Raw genomic sequence first — 22,975 nt, 5'->3', positions numbered from 1 at the left:
AGCTAATTTAAAATCTAAAGTTGAAAAATCCCCGCCAAAATCCTTTCGGCAGTTGCAGCTTCTAGGTCATCAGGAACAACTTCACCTGTTCCAAAAAACTTATAAGGTAATTTATTAAAATCTATCGCTAGATTAAATAATGACCCAAAATTCAAACACTGATCTAAGTGTGTAACAATCATTCCATTTGCTAAACTGCTGTAGCGATTTAGCACTTTTCTATTATACAATTCAGAATTAATAGAAGAAAGACAGACTAAAATTTCCACATTTTCAAAAGATCTTTTTAACCCATCTATAAATTTCTTCACTTCGTTTACTTCTTGATTTCCGGCCTTGTAATCAATAAATACATTATTCTTTGATTCTAAGCTATTTCTTGTTGCAGCAACGATTTCTGAAATTGTTTTACAAACCTTAGTTTCAATTCCAAAGAATTTCTCAGAGAACGTCTCTCCTTCTTTAAATTCTTCAGAACCTTTGTTTCTTACGATTACTGAATCTTTCTTCAAAGAAGCAATCTTTCTTAGCATTGTACTCTGACCACTTGTTACATCTGAGATTACAACTGTAACAACTTTCTTCTCAGCATTATCAACAGAAGAGAAAAGTGGCATTTGAACATTAATTTCACTTAGCATCTCTCTTAAAGCGAAATCAAATACTACATCTGCATCTTCTTTATCTGTTGCTGATAACTCAAAGTGAGCTTTTCTCACAACCTTCTGAATAAATGTATCTTCAATATCTAGGCTTCTTAGGCTTGACATTAGTTCCTGAATCCCTAGGGCTTCTGGTTTATTAAAAGATTGAACATTTCTCGTTAGTTCAAATAATTTCTTTTCTAGTTCATCAATTTTAGATTTCTGTGCTTCTATTTGAGCATCGTATGTTCTATCTGGAGTTGAAACAATTCTAGTCTCAGCTCTATTTTGAGTTTGACTTTGCTGTTGCGGTTGATAAATTTCTTCAAAATCATCTTCCTCTTCTTCCATATCCTGAGCGTGAGTTTGCTCATAATTACTTGAATAATCAATTTTGATTTCTTCATCAAGCGCACCATCTCTCTCACTTAAGAAATCATCAAATGATTTAACTGAATTTTTAGTAGGAGTATCTTCACTTAAGAAATGATCAAGAGAAGAAGTCATCTCTGGAGCACTCGTAGCAACAGGCTTATTCAAAGCGACTTTTCCATAACCACTTGCGGCTGTTGCTTTCGCTTTTCTATCACCTGTAGCATTATCAATCATATTTGATATATAACTTGATTTGTTTGAATAGAATTTATCTTTTTGTTCTGGATCAAGAATCGTATCTACTTTTGCTTTTTTCGAATAACTCTTCTCCGAAATTGCAGCAGTAATTTCGATTCTCTTCTTCATAAAAGCACCTTTCAAGCCTTTACTTGAAGTTGTCTTCAAGATAATGGCATCTGGGCCTAATTCTCTCTTGATGTCACTGAGCGCCTCTTCCAATGAGTCTGCCTCAAACTTCCTAACGTACATCCTATAACCTCACAGTTCCAAGAGACCTGATGTTTGCATCAGGGCTTAATTCATTATGACTTACTACTATCAAATTCGGGATAAATTTTTCTGTCAATTTCTTAAAATGATTTCTAATGACAGGAGAACAAAGTACAACCATTTTCTCACCCAAATTTGTAGCCTCTTCAATTTTCTCATTTAAACTTGCAAGTATTGTCTGAGTTATTCTTGGATCAAGAGATAACTGCTGCCCACTTTCAGTTTGAATAAGATTACCAGCAATTTGTTCTTCAATTTTTCGATCTAAAGTAAACAGAGGAATATCGCCTTGCTCACTCTTAATTGCTTCAGTTATAGATCGGTATAAAGACTGTCTAACGTACTCAGTTAAAGAGTCTGCATCCTTAACCATTGTACCATATTCAGAGAGAGTCTCAAGAATTGTTCGTAAATCCCTTACAGAAACATTTTCACGCAGAAGATTTTGTAAAACTTTCAGGATTGTTCCCAAAGGAAGAATTTCTGGTATCAAATCGGCCACGATTTTTGGATATTGTTCCTTGAAATTATCCATGATTCTTACAAGTTCTTGCCTTCCAAATAATTCATGTAAATTAGACTTTAAGATCTCAGTTAAGTGAGTTGCCACAACAGTTGATAAATCAACTACAGTATACCCGTTATAACCAGCATCATCACGCTGATCTTCTGAAATCCAAACAGCAGGAAGCCCAAATACTGGCTCAACAGTTTCAATTCCATCTATTTTTTCAATAACAGTACCAGGATCCATCGCAAGGTAGTGATCAGGAACAAGCTCACCCTTAGCAACTTCAATACCCTTTATTTTCACACTATATCCACCTGGTTTTAATTCCAGGTTATCTTTAATTCTTACAGATGGAATAATAACACCCCAATCTAGTGCAAATTGTTTTCTCATGAAAGTGATACGTTCAAGAAGATCACCATTTTGTGAAGAGTCGACTAAGTTTACAAGTCCATAACCAACTTCAAGCTCGACAAGCTCAAGAGACAATAAGTCTTCGAGTGAGTCAGGAGTTGCTTTTTTCTCTTCAACAACTTTAGATTTCTCAATCTCAATTGCTTTTAGTGCACCTTTTTCAATTCTATTTGCAACAAAAATCAGTGTTAAACCTACTGTTATGAATGGTACCTTTGGAAGACCTGGAATAAGAGCAAAGACCAGAAGAAAACTAGCTGCAATATAAATTGCTTTTGGGTGCAGTTTAAACTGCTTACCAACCTGTTCACCAAGATTATCATCAGAAGTATTTCTTGTTGCGATAATACCAGCAGCAGTCGAAATGATAAGGGCCGGAACCTGCGATACAAGACCATCCCCAACCGTTAATAGAGTGAAGGTTTCAGCAGCTTGGCCAAAGCTCATATTATTTTGAGCTACACCAACAATAATCCCACCGATAATGTTAATGGCCGTAATTAAGATACCCGCAATAGCATCTCCTCGAACGAACTTCGAAGCACCATCCATCGACCCGTAAAAGTCTGCTTCTTGCGCAACTTCAGCACGTCTCGTTTTTGCTTGTTGGTCATTGATCAGACCAGCATTTAAATCAGCATCAATTGCCATCTGCTTACCTGGCATCGCATCTAATGTAAATCTTGCTGCAACTTCAGCTACCCTTCCAGCACCTTTTGTAATAACCATGAAGTTGATAATTACAAGAATTATGAAAACGATAATACCGACAACGAAGTTACCTTCAACAACAAACTCTCCAAAGCTTCGAATGATCTCACCCGCAGCACTAACACCTTCACTACCACCTCTCAAAAGAATATTTCTTGTCGAAGCAACGTTAAGAGAAAGTCTAAATAGTGTCGTTACAAGTAGAACGGCCGGAAAAGTTGAGAAGTCCAAAGGCTTCTTTGTATATACAGAAACTAAAAGAATAATAACCGAGAATGAAAGAGTTAAAGCGAGTAGTAAGTCTAGTAAGAATGGTGGAACTGGAATAATCATTACGCCCAGAACTGCCAGTAGAGCTATAGCTACAGCTAGATCCGAGTTCTGCGTTAAGAACTTAAAACGCCCGAAAATACCATCCATGGTTTATCTCCTACTATTTTAAGGCTTTTTTCTTCTTGTTCAGGCGATATACAAACGCTAGAACTTCAGCAGCAGCCTTAAATAAAGATCTAGGGACTCCTTCCCCGACCTTAACTGTCTTATAAAGAGCTCTCGCTAACGGAACATTTTCAACGATTGGAATATCATGCTCTTTCGCTATTTCTCTTATTTTAAGTGCTAAATTATCAGCACCTTTCCCAATGATTGTTGGTGCAATCATTGTTTCACTATCATACTTTAAAACGATACTAATGTGTGTCGGGTTTGTAATAATAACATCCGCTGTCGGGATATCTGCCATCATACGTTTTTGCGACATCTCACGCTGTATCTGTCTAATCTTTTGCTTTACTTCAGGATTTCCATCCTGCTCCTTAGACTCTCGTTTAGCTTCGTCCTTCGTCATCATCATTTTCTTCTTGTACGAATGCTTTTGGTAAGCAAAATCACCTAAAGCGATGACAAAAAGTCCGATAATAATAGAAAAACCAAGCTTTATTAAAATTGATTGTCCGTAAACAAAGCTCTGAAAAAAGTCTAAATGAAAAAATCCGATATATGAAGCAATTTCGTCTTTTAAAAACATAAAAACGATCGCCATTACAAAAATAAATTTAAAGATACCTTTTATTGCTTCGACAGCTGATTTCATCGAGAATAAATTTTTAAACCCTTTTATCGGATCAAGACGCTCGGGTTTAAATTCTAGAACTTCAGAAGCAAAAATAAATCCTGTTTGTGCTACGCTGGAAATCACTCCAATACAAAGAGCAACGAGACAGACTGGTGCTCCACAAATGAGTGCTGTTGAAGCTGTTTTTGTAGCAATAGTTCGAAGTGATTTCTCAGTATACGCAGTTGTAATATCAAGATGCGCAAGCCATCTGAAAAACTCTTCCATTTGTTCAAAGATAAAAATAAAAGACATACCGATCGTCAGCATACAAGCAGACAAGACTAATACACTGATTAGTTCTTTTGACGATGAGACTTCCCCTTTTCGCTTATACTCTTCTATCCTATGGGCGGAAGGCTCTTCGGTTTTTTCTTGGTCTGTATCTTCAGCCATTTACTTCCTCAATTAGATGACAAACTGAAACCACTCACCGAGCTTCTCAGTATACATCCTAAACGCGACATGGAAAAATTCTTCACTGGTTGCAGCGAAGACAAATAAACCTAAACCAATATTGATCGAGAAACTAACCATGATTACATTTAACTGAGGAACTGTACGAGACAAGATTCCCAAAATAACCATAATTAGCATATTTGTAAAAATAAGTGGTGTTGACAGCATAATTGCCGAAAGAAATAGACTCTTAAAAACACCGATGTAAAAAATATGAGTCTTACCAAACATTCCAAGATCATAAAGATGGATTGAATGAAAAGAGCCAAAAATACCTTTAAACATTGGAATCAAAGCACCTGACGAAAGAACTATTACAAGTACCGTCCATTGAATAATTTTTTCGAATGGACCAACTTGCTGTCCAGAACTTGGGTCAAAATAACTTACTGCTGAAAATCCAATTTGCTGTGTAATGATGTTACCTGCGGCGGTAAAAAGTCCCATAATCGCCTTCACTAAGAAGCCAATTACTAAACCTACTATAGTATAGAAAAGTGTAATCACCCAAAAGTTTTCCACTCCAATGTAATTTATATCCTTCATTACTTCATGTTGAACTTCTGGAAAAAAGCACAGAGACATTACAAGCGTCGAAAGAACCTTCACAAGCATTGGGATTGGAAGGTTGTCGTATATTGGCAACTGAAAGTTCACTGCAAGCAATCTGGAAAAAACTAACCAGAATGCAATGATAGGAACAATGTCAGTTATTTGAATACTCATTTACTACCTTGTAATTAAATCTGGAATACTAATAATTAGCTCTCTCGTAAAAGTAGTTAACTGATCACTCATCCATGGAGCAGCTAAAACAAGAGCTCCAACGATCACAAGAATCTTTGGAATAAATGAAAGGGTCTGCTCATTGATTTGAGTAACAGCTTGAAAGATCGAAACCATGATACCCATAACAAGAGAACCTAAAAGCATAGGAGCAGAAATCATGAGAGCGACTGTAATTGCTTGTTTAGCAATATCTGAAAAAAAATCCATTATTCACTCCTAATGAAAAGATCTTAATAAAGATCCTGTTACTAACTGCCAACCATCAACTAGAACAAAAAGTAAAAGTTTAAATGGTAGTGATATTACAACAGGAGGTAACATCATCATCCCCATGGCCATAAGCACTGAGGCAACAACCATATCAAGAATTAGAAATGGTATATAAAGCAAGAAGCCAATTTGAAAGGCCGTCTTTAACTCAGAGATAATGAAAGCTGGAATCAAGAAATGAATTGGAACATCATCAATTGACTGTGGTGCTTGTTTTCCTGTGACATCGTAGAAAAGTCCAATATCAGCTTTTCTAACTTGTTTATTCATGAATCCTCTTAGTGAGTTTTCCATTCTATCAAGAGCAACAGTTGTTGTAATTTTTCGATTTAAGTATGGTCTAACCGCATCGTTATAAATTGCTTCCCCTGTTGGTTGCATAACAAATATTGATAAGAACATCGCAAAACCAACAAGTAGCTGGTTAGGTGGCATACTCTGAGTACCAATAGCTTGTCTCATAAAAGATAGGACAACAATAATTCTTGTGAAACATGTACAAAGAATTAAGATAGCTGGAGCCAAAGTTAAGACAGTGAAAAGGATGACAAGTTGTAATGTATCGACAAGATCAACACCTTGGCCAAAATTAACACTTAAACCTGGGAGCCCCAGGTTTGTACTACCTTGTTGTGCATATACTTGCGTTCCAAAGAGAAAGAGAAATATTGCAATAATTGATTTTAAAAATTTCACTCTACTTTCCTATTGAAATTGTTTTAGTTCTTTTACTTTACTTTTAATTTGCTTTGAAAGACTCACCTTATCTTTCTGCGTACGAGTTACCTCTGCCGCTGCATTATACTCAGGTCTTACTTCTACCTGCTTCTCAGTTGCTTGAATCATTTCTTTTAATTTGAAATCTTTTTCAATAGAAGAAGCTTTTTCTAAATTTGTGTCAAAGTTAGAACCGATTACTTCTTTCTCACCGTCCTTAATAAATGCAGCTGTATCTTTAATTTCTGTTAAGAAGTCCATACCTTTCTCTGACTGAGCAACAAGGAATACTTGTTTATGTGCTCTAATTACCAGAATACTTCTCTTTGGCCCTAGGTATGTTGTACTTAACACTTCAACCATTTTTGCTGAACTAAAAAATCCTAACCCACTCTTCTTTAACATTCCTTTTCTAAAGAAATTGAAGGCTGCATAAAGCCCAGCAACGAGAAGAGCAAAGAATCCAATAAACTTAAAAATGTAAGAAGAGAAATTGAACTCATTCTTAGCTAATGCAGAAGCCTTAGTTTTAACTTGGTCTACAACTTCTGTTTGAACTTTTGTTTTTTCACTATTTAATACATTTTCATAATTAGTAATCGTCTTGGCAGTTTTAGCTGCTTTTGCTTCTTTATCTTTTAAAAGTGTATTTAGGTAACTTTCGTCATAAGAATCAGTTTTCTTTGTTTTTGTAGTAGTCTCAGTTTCAACATGCTTAATCGCTGAAGCAACTTTCTGACCATTCGTCTTTACGGCTAACTTTGGAAAGTAAAGACTAATTGATTTATCTCCAAGAACAACACTTACCTTATTTTCTTTTCCTTTTAGATCATATGGTAAATTTGCTCTTACTCTTACAAGGTCTTTATCAAACTGGTAGGCCATTAGTGTCGAATCAAATTTATTGTTCACTGAAACTTGATTTTCAATCTTTGGCCATACATATGAATTAGGGATAGCAAGTTGTACCATATCATCTTTGATTGTTAGTTCAGGAGTTTCTTTTAACTCTGCATCTAAGTTGATTGTTACTACACCAAAATTATTGTCATTCTTATAATCTAGCTTCGTAATTTTTACTTTCGCCAAAGCTGTCGTTGAAAGAATGAGAATTAATAATAACTTTTTCATACTGATCCCTAATTTCCCTTAATTTATTTTAACGTTTCGATTCTCTCTATCGGCGAAATAATATCTGTTAAACGAATACCAAATTTTTCGTTAACAACTACTACCTCTCCTTTTGCAACAAGCTTGCCATTAACTAGAATTTCTAGTGGCTCCCCTGCTAACTTATCAAGTTCTAGTACCGAACCTTGTCCAAGTTGAAGTAAATCCTTGATTACGACTTCAGTTCTCCCAAGCTCAACTGTAACCTTAAGCGGAATATCCAAAATAAAGTCGAGATTCTGGACCTTTAGCTTATTAATCGCATCATCACCGGCCTTAACTTCATCAGCTAACTTTTCAACTTCCATTGAATTAATTGAACTTAATTTTCCCATACCTTCCTGTCCGTTTTGTAGATCACTCATCTACGACTCCTAGTCTTCGTGTTTAAACTGAATTGAACCTTTTGGTGTTTTATCAACGTGTGTGATTTGAACCGCTCTATTGCCCTTATAGGTTCCAATTAAGCACTTCATCTTATCCACACCTTGAACTTCTGCGGTAACCTCTCCTGACGCTTCCTGGTTCAGTGGGATAATGTCCCCTTTTTCCAGTGTCAAAAGGTCACCAACGGTCATACTAGCCTCACCTAGCTTCACAACAATTGTCGCTTGTGCGTGCTTAATATGCTCGTTCATGGCCTGAGTCCAAATACTGTCGGCCATATCGTTATCAGTCTGATAACTTGAACTTAGTTTTTGTTTAATTGGTTCGATCGTTGAATATGGAACAACAATCATGATCGTTCCAGAAGCTGATTCGAATTCAACTTCAAGTGTAGTTGCGATAATTACATCTGATGGAGGAACAACACCAACGAACTGTGGGTTAATCTCTGTTCTAATAAACTGAGCATCAATTCTATGAACTGGCGCCCAAGCTTCTTCAAGGTCAGAAATAGCCATATCCATAACTTTCTTCATGAAAGAAAGTTCGATTGCCGTGAATTCTTTTCCTTCAATTTTTGTAAAAGGTCTATCTGTTCCACCAAAATAAGAATCGATAATTGCGTAAGCAAGTTTTGATTCGAATACTAGAAGAGCAGGTCCTCTTAGTTCATTGAATCTCATGATACACATACAAGAAGGAATAGGTAGCGTATTTACGAATTCACCAAACTTTAAAAGGTCTGTCGAAATCATCGAAATAGTAGAAATTTTTCTTAGAGAGTTTGATAGAGATACCCTGAAAGATCTAATGAATCTCTCATAGATAATCTCAAGGATAGGCATTCGCCCACGGATAACTCTATCTTGATTGGTTAGATCATAGGGCTGAATATTATCATCGCTATCATCATCATCAAAGTCACCTCCGTCACTTCCTAAGAAATCATCAGAGTCACCATCGTTAACAGCGTTTAATAGAGCATCAACTTCATCTTGACTTAGAACCTGAGCCATCTTTTCCCCTCCTAGGATTTGATGATGGACATACTGTCCGTTCCTTTAAGCAATAAAATCCAAATTATTAGTTAATTTGAAATCCTACGTAATAAACATCAATAACTTTTCCATTTACAAGAAAAGTATTGATTGCAGATTTAATCTCTTCTTTAAGGTACTCCTTACCTTCAGATTTGAGTAAATCTTGTGGTCTTTTAGCATTTAAAATACTGATTACCACGTCGCGAATTTGCGGCTTACGGGCCTTATATTCTTCTTCATTCGCTTCTGTATTAAGTTTTAAAACTGCATTTAGTCTAATAAATCTTCTTGGCCCATCACCTTGAGCTAAGTTTGCAGTAAAACCATCTAATGGAAATAGCTTTCCACTTTGTTCTTTTGCTTCACCAGTTTCTGATTTTGTATCGCCCTCTTCTTCAGCTTTAGCCATCTCTGCTTTTACGACGTCTGCTATAGAAGACTGGCTAGATAACTTCTTATGTGTTTCAAATTGCATGTACGCAATGACGCCCATTAAAACGATATTTAAAATTAAAACGATAGTTAACAAAGGATTTTTGCTTGAATCTGTGTTGCTAGCATCTCCATCTGCCATAAAACTTCCTTCCTGGTGTTTATATGTTAGGCCTGTCTTGTGATAGATTTTTCCTCTGAAAAGGGGCCTCTGTCAAAAATTATACAGCTAAGATGAAATGAATTCAAGATGGGAAAGACAATGTTGGAAGTTTTTGCCTCTACTCATAAAATAATAGCATGTTAGCTGATAGGTAGTATTTTCCCGGTGTCACTTTGTCGACCCTATTGGCCGACAAGAGCTATCAACAAATTGATTTTTAAGAAAAAAAAACCCTCTTCGAAAAGAGGGCTTCTATATTTGAAAAGTTATCTAATTAATAATTAGAACATTTCCTTCCAAGCTTTACCTGGCTTGAACTTTGGAACTGTTTTAGCTTTAATTTTGATTTTTTCACCAGTTGCTGGGTTGATACCAGTTCTAGCAGCTCTTCTTGTTTTAGTGAATGTACCAAAACCGATTAGAGAAACATCATCACCTTTTTTAACAGCTTTTTTTACTGTTTCAAGAAGAGTAGCTACGAAAGCATCTGCATCTTTTTTTGTTAGGTGGTTAAGTTCTTTGTTTGAAAGAATAGCTTCAATAAGTTCTTTTCTGTTCATGTTAACTCCGAAAGTTAGTGTTTATAGGTTGTTCAAAAATCATGACGTGGAAAGAGTGCTTTGACAAGGGGTTTTGGCGTTTTTTTTTATTTTTTTTTTACATTTTCTGACTTTTAATTTTTTCTTGCCAAATTGATAATTCTTCCTCTAGCCCTATCTTCACTGCCTCTAGCCAGTGAGATTTCGCCTCATCTAGGTCATCAATATTTTCAGTTTCAACAAAACACTGAAGAAATACAGCTGATAACGAAGTATAAAACTCCCTCAGATTTGGAACAACTACATCTAGATTAACAATCTCTTCAAGCTTATTAAGTTTATTTTCAAGGTTAATTACAGCTCTTGAAATTTGATAAAGAGTTTCCTCATTCAATATTTTCTCAATTTCTCTTACGTACATTGAATCAATAATCTCTTGATCTAGCAGATTGAGGGGAACTTGGCCATTAATCAGATCATCCACTCCAAGGCTTTCTTGGTGAATTGAATTCGCAAGATATGCTTGATTAACTTTGATATATTTTTGATTGAAATCAACCATATTTAATCCTTAAAAAAAATAAGGGCCATAAGGCCCCTATCTTAGATTTTTAATTTACCATTATCTTGAAGAAGTTTTAGAACATCTTCGAAGTGTTGAATTGGGTAAGCTCCTCTAATCGGTACTCCGTTAAGTACAAAACCTGGAGTTCCTTGAATTTGAAACTTTGCTGCTTCTGCTTCGTCTGCTTTTACTTTATTGATTACTTTTTCAGACTTAACATCAGCTGCTAACTTCTTCATATTAGCACCTAGCTCTTTAGCAACAGTTTGTAGATATTTTTCTTTAAACTGTCTTAGCTTTTGTTGAGCTTCATTTGTAAAAAGGACATCATGAAACTTGTGTGCGAAATCATCTTTTTGAAGTCTTAGTGCTTCATAGTAATGAGCTGCAATTCTTGCTTCAGAATGGAATGAAAGTGGTAAGTGCTTATATACAAATTGAATTTTTCCATCATATTTTTCTAAAAGTACTTTAACAACTTCTTCATATCCCTTTGTACAGTATGGACACTGAAAATCAGAGTATTCAACTAATTGAATTGGAGCACCTTTTGTTCCTCTGATTGCATCTGCATCAGTAATAGATGGCTTCAGAGGATTATTAACAGCATCCATTAACTTTGCTTTTTCATCTTCTTCTCTTTGCTTAGCCATTACTTCTCTAGCATCTCTTGCAGCTGTTTGAAGAGCTTGCATTACTTCTGCCGGGTGAGCTTTGATAGCTTCAGCTATTAGATTTGGATCTTCCTTAATCGCTTTTTTTACTGCAGTAGCTATTTTGTCATCAGAAACACAACTAGCTAGCATAAGTCCTGCTCCGATTAGAGCAATAAGTTTTTTCATCTACAATTCCTTTTGTTAATACTTTACTTTAAAAGTTTTATAAGATTTTAACTGATAGTTTGAATTTCCTCAATTATCTTTTGCATTTTTATTGCTTTCAAGAGCACTTCTTTCAAGTTCATCGAGGTATTTGTTGAGCGATCTAGTATACTTTCGAACAAATGGATAGCCAATTAAGTGTACACGGTTAGAGTGTCGACCAGAAATAAAGGATCTCATGGTTGCGAAAAATCCAAACGCAGGTGTTGAGATTTTCGAATATAAATAAATACAGAAGAAAAGATAGGCAATGATATTGAAGGCGACGATAAAAATTGAAATTAGTGAATACACCTCATTTAATTTAACTAAAAATGTTTTTAATTCTGCCTTATTTACAAAAAACTCTCTCACAACTTCAACAACCCCATTAAATACTTCATAATTAGCATATAGAGTAAGAATCGCAGTTAGTGCTGTCGCGATAGTTACGACGAGAGAGGTATACAAGAAAAAGCTAGTTTCGAAAACTGGTTGATGAATTCGTTTGTATTTTTCGGGAATCTTAACTTCACGAATATCCCCTACTTCTTTCATTACATCGATTGTACTAAAAAACCATTCAGAGAATGAAGATAAGAGTTTTAAGTTAGTCACAAATTCCGGATCATAAGAAACAGTCTGTCCCTTTACTTTTTGCTCACAATAATCACCAATAATTTTAAATGGCCTAATTACAACATTGGCAAGAAACATTCCTAGAATTAGTAGAATCCAAAAGAGAAGGATAAACCATGGGATAATATCCACAACACTCTTTTCAATAAATAGATAGAGAATATCAACAATGACAAAGTCACGAACATTCTCAAAAGACATTAATGTCGAAATAGTAACTCGAAGAATAATGTAATTAAGTAGGATTGCGAACATTAGTGACAGAGTTGGAATTAGGGCGAATTTCAGTCCCATTGAAACTCTAAAAAGAGCATGCTCATCCCTAAACATTACTTTGAGGTTATCAACAATGTTCTTAATCTTATTAATTATCATATCCTAATCTTCGGTATTCTAAGTATTTAACTTGATATTATTTAATAATAACTGATTCACTAAAGTTTTAAAGAGGGGACACCGATATGCCTAAAGCAATAAAAGCCCAGTTAATTTGTGGGGAAATATTTAAGGATTAGCAAAATGAAAATTTCGTTAAAAAACATTATCGTATTTGGTGCCTTAACTGCTCTTGTAAGTTGTGGTGGAGATAACAAGTCTTCTTCTTCGGGATCTGGTTCTGGAACAATTTACAGCAGTGGAACATCAAACGGATCAACGACTATCAATAGTGCCTCTAACCCTGAAGCTGTTAATTCACTTTTTTCTCAGCTCTCTTCTGCTCTACCATGTAGTTCGGGACAAAGAATAAGTAATGTTCTCCAATATAGTATTCAAGGTGGAACATCAAGTTCATATTATAGTACAAATAAACTAAGTGGCTCTTTCAGACCTGGTACAATTGCAGGAAATGTCGGTCAACTCTATATGGGAACTTCTACATTTAACGATCTAATGATCGTTGCAGAAATCACAAATGGAAATACAGTCCTTGGACATAATGTTTACGTTTCAATGTGTGCGTATCAAAATCTAATTTTTGAAGGTCGTACACTTTCAAACTTCCAAGCTCCGTACGGTATCGTTCTTTCAAAAAGTACATCATGTCCTTACGGGGTAATTTCTTCGGCGAAAGAAACTTATATGCAAGCTGATCCATACCAGTCTCAATATGGGCAAATCTACGCTGCACCAGTAGTAACAACATTCTACAACATTCAGTGTAATTAGATCGTTTTAGTTAATTTCAAACTTGGGAAGTAATGAGAGAGAATCTCACGAAACCCAAGTCCTTTTTGGGCCAAGGATTTCGCACCAACCTGACAAAGCCCAACTCCATGGCCATTACCCTTACCTACAAAAGTAATTTCCCCATCTGTTTGACCGTCGACAATATGAAAGTTATTTGATGGAAAAATAACTCTTCCAAAGTATCTTCTAAAAAGTGATTTTCTTAAACTTATTCGTCTTTGCCCAATACTAAGTTCTACATGACCACTATTCTTATTTGATGGGTAAACGACAAGATTTTTATAATTACCAACTGGACGAATATAATCTTTCTTTCCTAACCAATCTAAAAAAGCCCTAAAGCGCTCTCTTGTGATTGTGTTATCCCAGTTATCTCTTGTCTTACAGTATTCACACGTAGCAGATTTATAACCACTAACTTTATTCGTCCATACTTCCTGGGGTTCTATAGTATGTCCACCACAGCTAGCATGAAAAAACGCAGGTATTACCTCTCCAAGATCATTAGTTAAAATAAGACCAGATGTTTCTCTCGACGCCTTTAAAGTTCTTTGTGTTACATCGAAGAAGTCTCCATTTACTTGATGTTTCTCAGAATTTTCTAGATCAAAAAATGAATCATCTACTAGTTTTGCTTTAGAGATTTGATAAAGGGCATATGTTCTCGCAGCAACGGCCTGTGCTTTTAGTGCTTCGAGAGGCCAAGAAGCATTCATCTCCTTAGCTAAAAGGGACCCGATATAAATGTCCATATCAAGTTCATTAACGACATCACAAGAATCATTATTTTCGCTCGTAACGACATTTAATTTTCCGTGATACTTATTCTTCCCAAAAGAGATTAAGCCCGTAGAAGACTCTAAGGAAGCCAGGAGCATCGAATTTTTCGCCATCTTATTGTCTGATTTAAAGTCACTGCAGTTGAATTTTATTTTCTTCCTTCCTGCAAACACTTTCTTCTGCTTAACAGGATAAAGCTCACGCTTGAGGTCGGTACCAGAGATAGTCACTGAGTTTAACTCTTTAGCAATACGAACTCTGACTTTAAAGTCATTACTGATATTCTGATAATTTTTGATATTTGCAAAAGCTAGGGTGCTCGCAAATAGTGCTATATGAAACTTAAGAATCATCCTAATCCTCTAACTGACCTTCTTGGTCATTTAAATGATAGACGATTTTAAAATTTTGCTCAACAGCAAAATCGACGGACAATATTACTCGGTTTTTTGATTTTCTTGTAAGAACTTCATCACTCTTTGCATATCAATCCAAGCAGTTCTCTTCATACTCGTATTAATTTCAAGAAGATTAGGATGAAATAGAGGTGAAACATAAAATTCCAAAGTTTTATTTTCACCAGTAAGTCTAAATGACTTAGGAAGAATTTCTCCATGAATATTTGAAAGACGAACTTTCTTTTCAAGAGCAATATTTGTTGAACCTGCTCCAAGTGAAACTACGACTTGTGGTCTAAAGTATGAAACAGCACTTAGAAGATGATTAAGCGCCCCATCACCTTTAACCTGAGGACATCTTAAGAAAGAACCCTCTTTTAAATTCATTGCTCCGATCATTTTTCCTAGAAGATCTTGGTCACTTGGAACTAAACTATATGGTGGAACTTCAAGGTCTTTAAATTCGTTCTCTTCAAATTCAGAAAGACCATAGAACAAGACCTTTAATTTTCCATTTTCAAAATAATTGAAACCTGGAATTTCTTCTTTTTTCCAATCCTTGTTCATTGAAGAAAGATATTCTTCAAAGCTCGAGCTAATTTCGGCCACACTTGCCTGAACAACAGGTTCTTCTTTCTTGATATTCTTAGCTGCTGGTACTTCAACGAGCTTATTAAGATTTACTTCTTTCTCTTCAATCTTATGAAGTGATTCAACTGCTCTTTTTACTTCTTGTTGTTGTACTTTTACGACTGGAGTTTCACTCGAATTCTCAACCGGTTGATTTAATTTTAAAAGATTTGGGTACCACGGATTTCGACTAAACAGTCCTGTGAAAAAGCTCTGCTTCGAAGTAAGCTGAGAGTGTTTTGGAAGCCGATTTTCAAACAAGTTAGTGCTCATATTACCTTTTAAAATCAAAGAGTTAGATAAACTATCTCGAGAAGCTATTTTTACCCATGGGTAAATTATCCCTCAAAATCTCAAAAGATAAACAATTAGTAAAGACGAAAGGGGCCATACCGATAATGAAAGAAGTAACTGGATAAGAAAGTAGGAGTAAAAATGTCTTTTGACCCTGAATTTAAATTTGAAACATTTGAAGAGTACTTTGGTGATGCTGATCAAGTATCAAGAATCATTAATACGTGCGAAGTATGTGAGGCTAGACTAATTCATACTCATCTTTCTGACTATAAAAACCTATGCATACAAGAAAATTCTCGCTGCCCAGAATGTGGTCACGGGAATCGTAAAAAGATTCATGTCATCAACTAAAAGCTGTCAGAAGACAGCTTCTTTTTTATTTTCTTCGCAATCACTTCACTCACTAAAAACTTATCCATTATTTGATCTGTAGAAAAAGATTTTAGCTCTTCAATGCTCACATCGAGATTAGTTTGAATTTTTTCACGAGTCTTTGGTCCAATTCCTTCAATGTCATTGAACCAAGAATTGAAAATCCTGTCCTTCTCTTTTTTATGATGAAGCTTGCGAGAAAATCGATGTGCTTCATCTCTCATGGAAACAACAATTCTCATCAGTGATGGACACTTTTTGAGAATATACGGATTCAAACGATTTGGAATAATTAAACGCTCTTCACTTTTTGCAACAGCTGTATCTTTAAAGCTTTGATGCTTTCCGCTTCTCTCTTTTGCTATTCCAACAACTGGAATATTCAAATCAAAATCCTTGAGCACTTCAAGAAATGAATTAACCTGTCCTTTTCCACCATCGACAATAAAGACGTCAGGTAGTTTGCCTTTTTTAAGGCGACGACTGAGAACCTCTTTCATCATTTCAAAATCATTATTTCCTTCTTCTCTTTCTTCTAGAGCATAATAGCGATATCTTTTCTTATCCGGTACCCCTTCATCAAATACAATTTGTGATGCCGTTGGAGAGCTCCCCTGCCAAATTGCAACATCATAGCATTCAAGAAGTTTTGGTGTTTCTTTTAAATTCAAAAGCTCTCGAAGCTTATTTAGTCCAACCCATGGTGAGTCTTCATTCTTATTTCTAAATCTCTGATGTTCTTTTGCATGCTCAGAAGTCAAAGAGAAGATATTTGCAAACTGCTTTCCTGGAGAAGATATTTTTATCTCTGTATCAAGAGCACTTAACAAAGAATCTTTTAGAATTTGAATATTGTTATCAGCGAGATCAACGACAATTTCATCGGGTGTTAGCTCGCGTGTTGTCGTGTAATACTGATAGAGAAAGTTCATAAATATTTCTTCATTCTCTAAAGCGTCGTCCCCCTTTTGAAAGTGAAAGTTCTTATGTCCTAAAACAATTCCATTTCTCACCATATAACAAGAAATGTCTAACTCAATATCTCCTACATAGTAAGAGATAACATCAAGGTTCTTATTATTATTCATCTCAACATTCTGTTCAAAAGATCCTTCACAGAATTCTTTTAAGACCTGAAGATTATCACGAATTGATGCTGCTAACTCAAACTTCTCTTCCGATGCTGCATTCATCATTCGGTCTTCCAGTTCTTTTAATGCTTTCTTACTCTTCCCCTCAAAGAAGTTAATAACAAAATTTAAATCCTTCAGGTAATCTTGCTCATTAATTTTCCCAACACATGGAGCAGAACACTGATTGATTTCAAATAATAGGCATGGTCTTTTTCTTCTGTTAAATTCTGCAAGAGAACAATCCCTTAACATAAAAGATTTCATGAGAATTCTAATTACTTGTGAAATATTACTACCTGTTGTAAATGGCCCAAAAAGCTTAATTTTTTTTGCCCGATTTGGCTTTCTCGTGTAAACCGGTCGAGCAAATGGTTCATTCAAATCTATTGATACATAAGGATAAGACTTATCATCTTTTAAACGAATATTATATTTTGGGTAATGCTTCTTGATTAGATTGTTTTCGAGAACAAATGCTTCTGATTCATTATCAGTAATAATAAAATCGAAATTATTGACATGAGAAACAAGAATATCTGTTTTGGGCGATTTTGGAGAATTATTAAAATAAGAAGATACCCGACTCTTTAAGTTTTTTGCTTTCCCAACATAGAGAATATCTTCAACTTCCCCATCAGAACTGACTTTTTTAAGTAAATAACAACCCGGAATAGACGGAAGTGTCTTAGCTTTTTCTAAAAGCTGAATTCTTTTCATTCCTATGCGTTCGGTCTTTACTTTATCACTCACAAAAAATATCCTTGTCCTTCTAATCAAATAACCAGGAAAATGTATGTCTCAAATTGGTGTTGGCAAGGAAATTGTAACATATTGTTCGAAGTGTAAACTAGACCTTGCTCATATTATTGTTGTTATGAAAGATGAAAAAACTCCAATGAGAGTACAATGTAAGACTTGTAACTCTAATCATTCTTTCAAAGAAAAGAAAGTAGCGGTAGCTGGAAAAACAAGAAGAACTAGCACAGGTAGAATTGTTAAGCCAAGAATGAGCTCTGAAGAGAAGATCTTCAATGTATGGGACAAGGCCGTAAAAGGTTCAAAAGAAGCTCCTATAAAGTACTCAATTAGAACGAAATTTCTTGAAGGTCAGCTTATTGAACACCCTACTTTTGGAACAGGTGTGGTTGATAAAATGATTGATGCAAATAAGATTGAAGTCGTTTTTGAAAAATGTATTAAAGTTTTAATGCACGCTAAATAAAAAAGGCTCCAAATGGAGCCTTTTCTTTTATCTATTCATTTTCTATTTTAATTAGTTCTAAACGAGTATCCAGCTTGTGCACCGACCCCAAATTGGGCCTGAATACCTACATTCCCATATGGGTTGTAACCAGAGCTATATGCTTGTCCGTACATATTTCCGTAGAGGTTATTTTGTGCAGACTGAAGATTAGAATAAAGGGACTGATTAGCATACATATTCCCAACTTGATTTTGTTGGTAACGTGAGTTTGCTGCCACAGACTGTCCTTGATTCATATAAGCGAGGTACTGTTGAGCTTGCGCTTGCGCCTGCCAACCACCAGAGCTTCCCCATGCACCAGTCGATCCGTTTCCGTAATAGTTATTTAAACCATAACCAGCAGTTCCGTTATAACCAGCATTGTAACCTGGATACATTCCACCATTTACACCAAGGCTTCCATTCATCCCCGGGTACATGCCAGGTAAACCTATTCCAATATTTCCACCAGCTCCAGGATAGCCACCAATACCGATATTTCCACCGATTCCAATTCCAGCTCCAGCTCCAGGATAGCCACCAATTCCAACGCCTGCTCCAGGATATCCACCGATTCCGATGCTTCCACCGATTCCAACTCCTGCTCCAGGATATCCACCGATGCCAATTCCTGCTCCTGGGTATCCACCGATACCAATTCCAGCGCCAGGATATCCACCGATACCTATGCTTCCACCGATTCCAATTCCAGCTCCAGGATATCCACCGATACCAATTCCAGCGCCAGGATATCCACCGATACCTATGCTTCCACCGATTCCAATTCCTGCTCCTGGATATCCACCGATACCAATTCCAGCTCCAGGGTATCCACCGATACCGATACCTGCACCTGGGTATCCACCCATGCCCATTCCGTAACCCATTCCATAGCCCATGCCATACCCTGGGTAACCTCCCATACCAACGCCCATGCCATATCCAGGGTAACCACCCATTCCATAGCCACCTGGGTATCCACCCATGCCAACACCACCGTTGATACTAACTCCACCATATAAGTTTCCACCAGTCAGAAGACCAGCAAGGGCCCCACCAGCAAGCGAAGCCCATGGATTTAAATTCACTTGAGCATATCCACCCATTCCATTTCCGTACATACCATTTCCGTACATACCACCTGTATAGCCGCCGCCAAAGTTAGGACCCATCATCCCACCCATGTAGCCACCAGAGAATCCGTTGTTAATGAAACCACTTCCACCAACACCACCATATAGTCCACCAGTTAAGCCAAGGCCACCAGCATACGCTCCCATGCCACTACCCATACAGGCTCCAAGCATTGAAGTTTCTTCTTTTCCAGTTATTGGATTCGCACCTACTTCGAGGTTGTAGGCATGGTAATCAGTAATTGTTCCATTACATGATTTGATCCCACCTTCATAAGCATTCGCCCATTCTTTTTGAGATTTATAAGCATACTTTGCACCAACATATGCTGATCCAAACATTGCAAGTGACGGAATTGCTACTTTTGCAACTTCGGCCCAAGGATTTGTTTCTGGTAACTCGGGTAAACATTCCACGCAGAATCCACCATCGCCAAACTCGCTATTGATATATCTTTTATAACAAAGAGACTTTTCTTGTTCGTATACATCAGAGATCTCCTCACAGACTGTCCAATCCGCAAGTGCACTGTTTGCCATTATTACAAGAACTAGTAGTTTCTTAATTGTTGAATGCTTTCTCATCTTTTACTCCGACTACATTTTATCTCATTGTCTAATCGACAAGTTAGGAGAAAAACTTGAACAAAAAAGTTAAAACAAAGCTAACTCTATGATTTCACGAATAATTTTGGCTAATATAGATCATTTACAGAGTCACACGATCTCGATAAAAAGTGTCATGGAAAATATTTTTGGTTGGTCAGTTTTGACCATTATACTTGTCTACCTCACCTACATGGCATTCTCAATTAAGAATGAAACGAAAGTTGCATTGGCAACAGGAAAGGAATTCAGATTCGGCGGACTACTTTTCAATATTCCACTTTGGTGGACAGAAACTTTTAGTAGTGATGAAAAATATATTTTTGAGAGAACTGATACGCGCTATGACTGGCGAGCAACTTTTTTAAAATACAACTTCAAATTAAATGAAACACAAAATCTTCAGGATGTATTCGAGTCATATGCAATTGAGAAAAAACTTGTCTTTGATGAAGAGAATGTAATTATCAAAGTACCAGAAAATATTATTTCATTTAGTGATATTGGCGTTGAAGCTCTTCGCATTGAAGGAACTGCGACTCAAGATGATGAACACCGTCTCTACATAGATATCTTAATCTTTAAAAATGCTGATGAGATTTTTATTGTTGAAAGCAAGAGTTCAATTCTAAACGGGTTACTTGAAGGGCCTTTCTTTGAACAGATGATAGCAAATATCACGAAATAAAAAGAGGCAAAAAAAAAGCCCACTTTGAAGTGGGCCATATCTTAATTTCTTTTTGGATTAAATTGTCTGATACTTTGAACAAGGAAAGAATGAATGTCTTCATCACTTCCAAATACATCTTCAATTAATTCACAGTTTAGAAGGAACTCAGCCATTCTGTTTGCGATTTGGTGAAGAGATTCTACTAAATATAGACCACCAATATTCTCACCACTAAAAGATTTGATAATTTCTTTTCTAGCGTGGTTAAACATTTCCGATTCAGTAATATCTTCAGTAAGACTATCTAGTCCCATCTTATCTTCTACTTCTTCAATTGCTTGATCACGAATATCTTCATCTGTTGCAAAACAAACTCCGTACTCTGTAGCCATAGCATCAATTAGTGCTTCTCTGTCAGCAATATCAAATTCAATTACTCCACCTTGCTTCAAACTGTTCACAGAATAAAGGGCAAGCGCCTTGAGAGTATCAAAATTAGTTCTCATGATTTTTCTCCAAAAAATATAATCCACTTAAAAGTGTAACTATTTGGATTCAGACAAGCAAGCAAAAGGTTATTTTCTTTTTAATATCTTTGTAAAAAAACCAGTTACTAATTTGTAGTCCCCCATAACGCACAAAGACACAAAGTACGCTAAAGCGCCAGTACCAACACTCATTAAGAAGATAGAAAGCAATTTAATTGTCCCATTGCCTATATCTATACTAAATAAATTTCTAAAATAATTTGTTGCGACGAAGCAAATAATTCCTGCAAAGGCCAGCTTAAAAAATCTTAAAGGAAAGAAAAAAGAAAGTTCAAGACCGAGTAAACGAGTCAAAAATATTGATTGCACTAGGATTATAAAGACCATTGAAAGAGATGTCCCAAGGGCTAAGATTTTAAACCCCATACTATCAACAAGCGAAAAACAGAAAATAATATTTAATAAAATTGCACCAGTTGAAATAAATACGGGAAGCTTAGGTTTATCTAATGTATAGAATGTTGGAGAGAACACTTTATACAGACCGTAGAAAGGAAGACCCACGAGATAGAACTTTAAAGTTTGTGCAACCATCATTGTATCGGAAGTCGAAAATGCTCCACGCTGATAAGAAATGGCCACACAATCCTCAGCAAGAGCATAGATTAATGCAAAAGCAGGAAGTAGTGTGAACAATGAAGTGATATAACTTGTCTGAAGACAAGACACTGCTTCATCTCTTTCCCCTTTTTTCCAATGATCAGAAAAGTGGACAAGATTAGAATTTCCAATTGAAACCCCAAGAATTCCTACCGGAAATTGAAATAGCCTAAAACTATATTGTAGCCAAGACACTGCACCAATCACTGTCCCTGTAGCTAAAAAAGTTGAAACTAAAAGATTAATTTGAGTAGCGGCGACACCAATTGTCCCAATCGACATGCGATGTAAAACTTCGGTCACATTCTTCGACTTAAAGTCGACACCAACAAAGCGAAGTAATTTTTTTGAACCAAGCATCGGAATTTGAATAAAGAGCTGGCAAAGACCGCCAATAATAACCCCAATAGCTAGAGCAACAATTCCATTTAGTCCTTGGCCCTCTAACCATTTTGGAAGAGTAAGCATTGAAATAATCATTACCACATTGAAAAGGGCCGGAGCCATTGCTGGAGCAAAGAACATTTTATAAGTATTAAGAACTCCCATACATAAAGCCGCGAGAGAAACAAAAGTTAAAAACGGTGCCATTATTCTTGTTAAAAGAACAGACACCTCAAAGCGAGCAACGTCTTGAGTGAAAAGTTCATTGGTCATTAAGCTTACAACTTCTGGTGCAAAGATAATAATGAGGACACTAATACAGCCCGTAATTGCAAGAAGTACAATTCCCATAGTCCAAAGAAGTTTTATTGCTTCTTCTTCACTATGATTCTTAGCTCCTGTAAAAGTTGGAACGAAGGCCGATGAAAATGCACCTTCAGCAAATAAGTCGCGTAGCATATTCGGAATTCTAAATGCAATATGAAATGCATCAGTGAGCCCCGATGCTCCAAAAATTTGAGCGAGCAGAATTTCTCTAAAAAAACCCAAAACTCGACTTGATAAAGTTGCGACTCCCATTTTTAGGGAAGATATAATAAAGCTCTTACTTGATTTACTCATGAATTTTATTTTATGAACTCTCTTACACAATAGCTACAAAAAAAAAGCAGAACCTAAGTTCTG

The 22,975-nt window shown here is 36.1% G+C and carries 23 protein-coding genes and 1 pseudogene; 4 read left to right on the top strand and 20 right to left on the bottom strand.

Going from position 1 to position 22,975, the window contains the following annotated elements; genetic code table 11:
• Nucleotides 1-14 precede the first annotated feature (14 nt).
• The 14 genes and pseudogenes from M900_RS02315 to M900_RS02250 all read right to left on the bottom strand — a co-directional run bounded on the left by M900_RS02315 (nt 15) and on the right by M900_RS02250 (nt 12,684).
• Nucleotides 15-1,508, bottom strand: coding sequence for a GTPase (locus M900_RS02315; RefSeq protein WP_021273430.1), 1,494 nt, complete (start codon nt 1,506-1,508; stop codon nt 15-17).
• A 1-nt stretch (nt 1,509) separates the two neighbouring features.
• A complete protein-coding gene (gene flhA, locus M900_RS02310) occupies nt 1,510-3,585 on the bottom strand; it encodes a flagellar biosynthesis protein FlhA (protein ID WP_021273438.1) in 2,076 nt (691 codons plus the stop codon).
• A gap of 13 nt (nt 3,586-3,598) precedes the next feature.
• Complete coding sequence (flhB, locus tag M900_RS02305; protein WP_021273231.1) at nt 3,599-4,675, bottom strand: flagellar biosynthesis protein FlhB; 1,077 nt, start codon at nt 4,673-4,675, stop codon at nt 3,599-3,601.
• A 12-nt stretch (nt 4,676-4,687) separates the two neighbouring features.
• Nucleotides 4,688-5,464 (bottom strand): flagellar biosynthetic protein FliR, encoded by a 777-nt coding sequence (locus M900_RS02300; RefSeq protein WP_021273310.1) that lies wholly within the window; start codon nt 5,462-5,464, stop codon nt 4,688-4,690.
• Nucleotides 5,465-5,467: 3 nt separating this feature from the next.
• Nucleotides 5,468-5,734 (bottom strand): flagellar biosynthesis protein FliQ, encoded by a 267-nt coding sequence (gene fliQ, locus M900_RS02295; RefSeq protein ID WP_021273092.1) that lies wholly within the window; start codon nt 5,732-5,734, stop codon nt 5,468-5,470.
• Nucleotides 5,735-5,743: 9 nt separating this feature from the next.
• Nucleotides 5,744-6,493, bottom strand: a complete 750-nt coding sequence (gene fliP, locus M900_RS02290) for a flagellar type III secretion system pore protein FliP (protein WP_021273059.1) — start codon at nt 6,491-6,493, stop codon at nt 5,744-5,746.
• Nucleotides 6,494-6,502: 9 nt separating this feature from the next.
• The gene (locus M900_RS02285) at nt 6,503-7,645 is read right to left on the bottom strand and encodes a flagellar biosynthetic protein FliO (RefSeq protein ID WP_021273228.1); all 1,143 of its coding nucleotides are present in this window, start codon (nt 7,643-7,645) and stop codon (nt 6,503-6,505) included.
• Between the two features lie 23 nt (nt 7,646-7,668).
• A pseudogene (fliN, locus tag M900_RS02280) lies at nt 7,669-7,923 on the bottom strand (flagellar motor switch protein FliN); the annotation flags it as partial.
• Between the two features lie 135 nt (nt 7,924-8,058).
• A complete protein-coding gene (gene fliM, locus M900_RS02275; protein WP_021273046.1) occupies nt 8,059-9,087 on the bottom strand; it encodes a flagellar motor switch protein FliM in 1,029 nt (342 codons plus the stop codon).
• A gap of 67 nt (nt 9,088-9,154) precedes the next feature.
• Nucleotides 9,155-9,685 carry a flagellar basal body-associated protein FliL gene (gene fliL / locus M900_RS02270; protein WP_021273581.1) on the bottom strand — a complete coding sequence of 177 codons (531 nt, stop codon included), beginning with the start codon at nt 9,683-9,685 and terminating at the stop codon, nt 9,155-9,157.
• Between the two features lie 302 nt (nt 9,686-9,987).
• On the bottom strand, nt 9,988-10,266 hold the full coding sequence (locus M900_RS02265; protein ID WP_021273087.1) for an HU family DNA-binding protein: 279 nt from the start codon (nt 10,264-10,266) through the stop codon (nt 9,988-9,990).
• A 97-nt stretch (nt 10,267-10,363) separates the two neighbouring features.
• Complete coding sequence (locus M900_RS02260) at nt 10,364-10,807, bottom strand: hypothetical protein (RefSeq protein WP_021273402.1); 444 nt, start codon at nt 10,805-10,807, stop codon at nt 10,364-10,366.
• A 41-nt stretch (nt 10,808-10,848) separates the two neighbouring features.
• Nucleotides 10,849-11,652 carry a thioredoxin domain-containing protein gene (locus tag M900_RS02255; RefSeq protein WP_021273493.1) on the bottom strand — a complete coding sequence of 268 codons (804 nt, stop codon included), beginning with the start codon at nt 11,650-11,652 and terminating at the stop codon, nt 10,849-10,851.
• Nucleotides 11,653-11,721: 69 nt separating this feature from the next.
• Complete coding sequence (locus tag M900_RS02250) at nt 11,722-12,684, bottom strand: hypothetical protein (protein WP_021273246.1); 963 nt, start codon at nt 12,682-12,684, stop codon at nt 11,722-11,724.
• 144 nt (nt 12,685-12,828) lie between these two features.
• Here M900_RS02250 and M900_RS02245 point away from each other — a divergent pair, with 144 nt between their 5' ends.
• Nucleotides 12,829-13,476, top strand: coding sequence for a hypothetical protein (locus M900_RS02245; protein ID WP_021273307.1), 648 nt, complete (start codon nt 12,829-12,831; stop codon nt 13,474-13,476).
• Here the strand turns inward: M900_RS02245 and M900_RS02240 are convergent.
• Both M900_RS02240 and M900_RS02235 read right to left on the bottom strand, forming a co-directional pair.
• A complete protein-coding gene (locus M900_RS02240) occupies nt 13,473-14,630 on the bottom strand; it encodes a SpoIID/LytB domain-containing protein (RefSeq protein WP_021273320.1) in 1,158 nt (385 codons plus the stop codon). The genes M900_RS02245 and M900_RS02240 overlap by 4 nt on opposite strands.
• A gap of 84 nt (nt 14,631-14,714) precedes the next feature.
• Nucleotides 14,715-15,578 (bottom strand): hypothetical protein, encoded by an 864-nt coding sequence (locus M900_RS02235; protein WP_157680523.1) that lies wholly within the window; start codon nt 15,576-15,578, stop codon nt 14,715-14,717.
• Nucleotides 15,579-15,740: 162 nt separating this feature from the next.
• On the opposite strand from M900_RS02235, the gene M900_RS02230 reads away from it, so the two are divergent.
• Nucleotides 15,741-15,953 (top strand): hypothetical protein, encoded by a 213-nt coding sequence (locus tag M900_RS02230; protein WP_021273150.1) that lies wholly within the window; start codon nt 15,741-15,743, stop codon nt 15,951-15,953.
• Here the strand turns inward: M900_RS02230 and uvrC are convergent.
• Nucleotides 15,950-17,857 (bottom strand): excinuclease ABC subunit UvrC, encoded by a 1,908-nt coding sequence (uvrC, locus tag M900_RS02225; RefSeq protein ID WP_021273180.1) that lies wholly within the window; start codon nt 17,855-17,857, stop codon nt 15,950-15,952. The two genes, M900_RS02230 and uvrC, sit on opposite strands and share 4 nt — an antisense overlap.
• A 43-nt stretch (nt 17,858-17,900) precedes the next feature.
• Here uvrC and M900_RS02220 point away from each other — a divergent pair, with 43 nt between their 5' ends.
• Nucleotides 17,901-18,329: a hypothetical protein gene (locus tag M900_RS02220; protein ID WP_021273345.1), complete on the top strand. Its 429-nt coding sequence runs from the start codon at nt 17,901-17,903 to the stop codon at nt 18,327-18,329.
• A gap of 47 nt (nt 18,330-18,376) precedes the next feature.
• On the opposite strand, the gene M900_RS16855 is transcribed toward M900_RS02220, so the two are convergent.
• On the bottom strand, nt 18,377-20,068 hold the full coding sequence (locus tag M900_RS16855; protein ID WP_021273282.1) for a hypothetical protein: 1,692 nt from the start codon (nt 20,066-20,068) through the stop codon (nt 18,377-18,379).
• Nucleotides 20,069-20,225: 157 nt separating this feature from the next.
• On the opposite strand from M900_RS16855, the gene M900_RS02210 reads away from it, so the two are divergent.
• A complete protein-coding gene (locus M900_RS02210; protein WP_021273473.1) occupies nt 20,226-20,777 on the top strand; it encodes a hypothetical protein in 552 nt (183 codons plus the stop codon).
• Between the two features lie 41 nt (nt 20,778-20,818).
• Here M900_RS02210 and M900_RS02205 read toward each other — a convergent pair whose 3' ends face one another.
• Both M900_RS02205 and murJ read right to left on the bottom strand, forming a co-directional pair.
• The gene (locus M900_RS02205) at nt 20,819-21,265 is read right to left on the bottom strand and encodes a hypothetical protein (protein ID WP_021273411.1); all 447 of its coding nucleotides are present in this window, start codon (nt 21,263-21,265) and stop codon (nt 20,819-20,821) included.
• A gap of 69 nt (nt 21,266-21,334) precedes the next feature.
• Nucleotides 21,335-22,912, bottom strand: a complete 1,578-nt coding sequence (gene murJ / locus M900_RS02200) for a murein biosynthesis integral membrane protein MurJ (RefSeq protein ID WP_034730824.1) — start codon at nt 22,910-22,912, stop codon at nt 21,335-21,337.
• Nucleotides 22,913-22,975 lie beyond the last annotated feature (63 nt).

Source organism: Bacteriovorax sp. Seq25_V, assembly GCF_000447795.1.
In the GTDB taxonomy this organism is placed as follows: domain Bacteria; phylum Bdellovibrionota; class Bacteriovoracia; order Bacteriovoracales; family Bacteriovoracaceae; genus Halobacteriovorax_A.
Note: the sequence above shows the minus strand (reverse complement) of the source record. Positions and strands in the feature narration are given on the sequence as shown.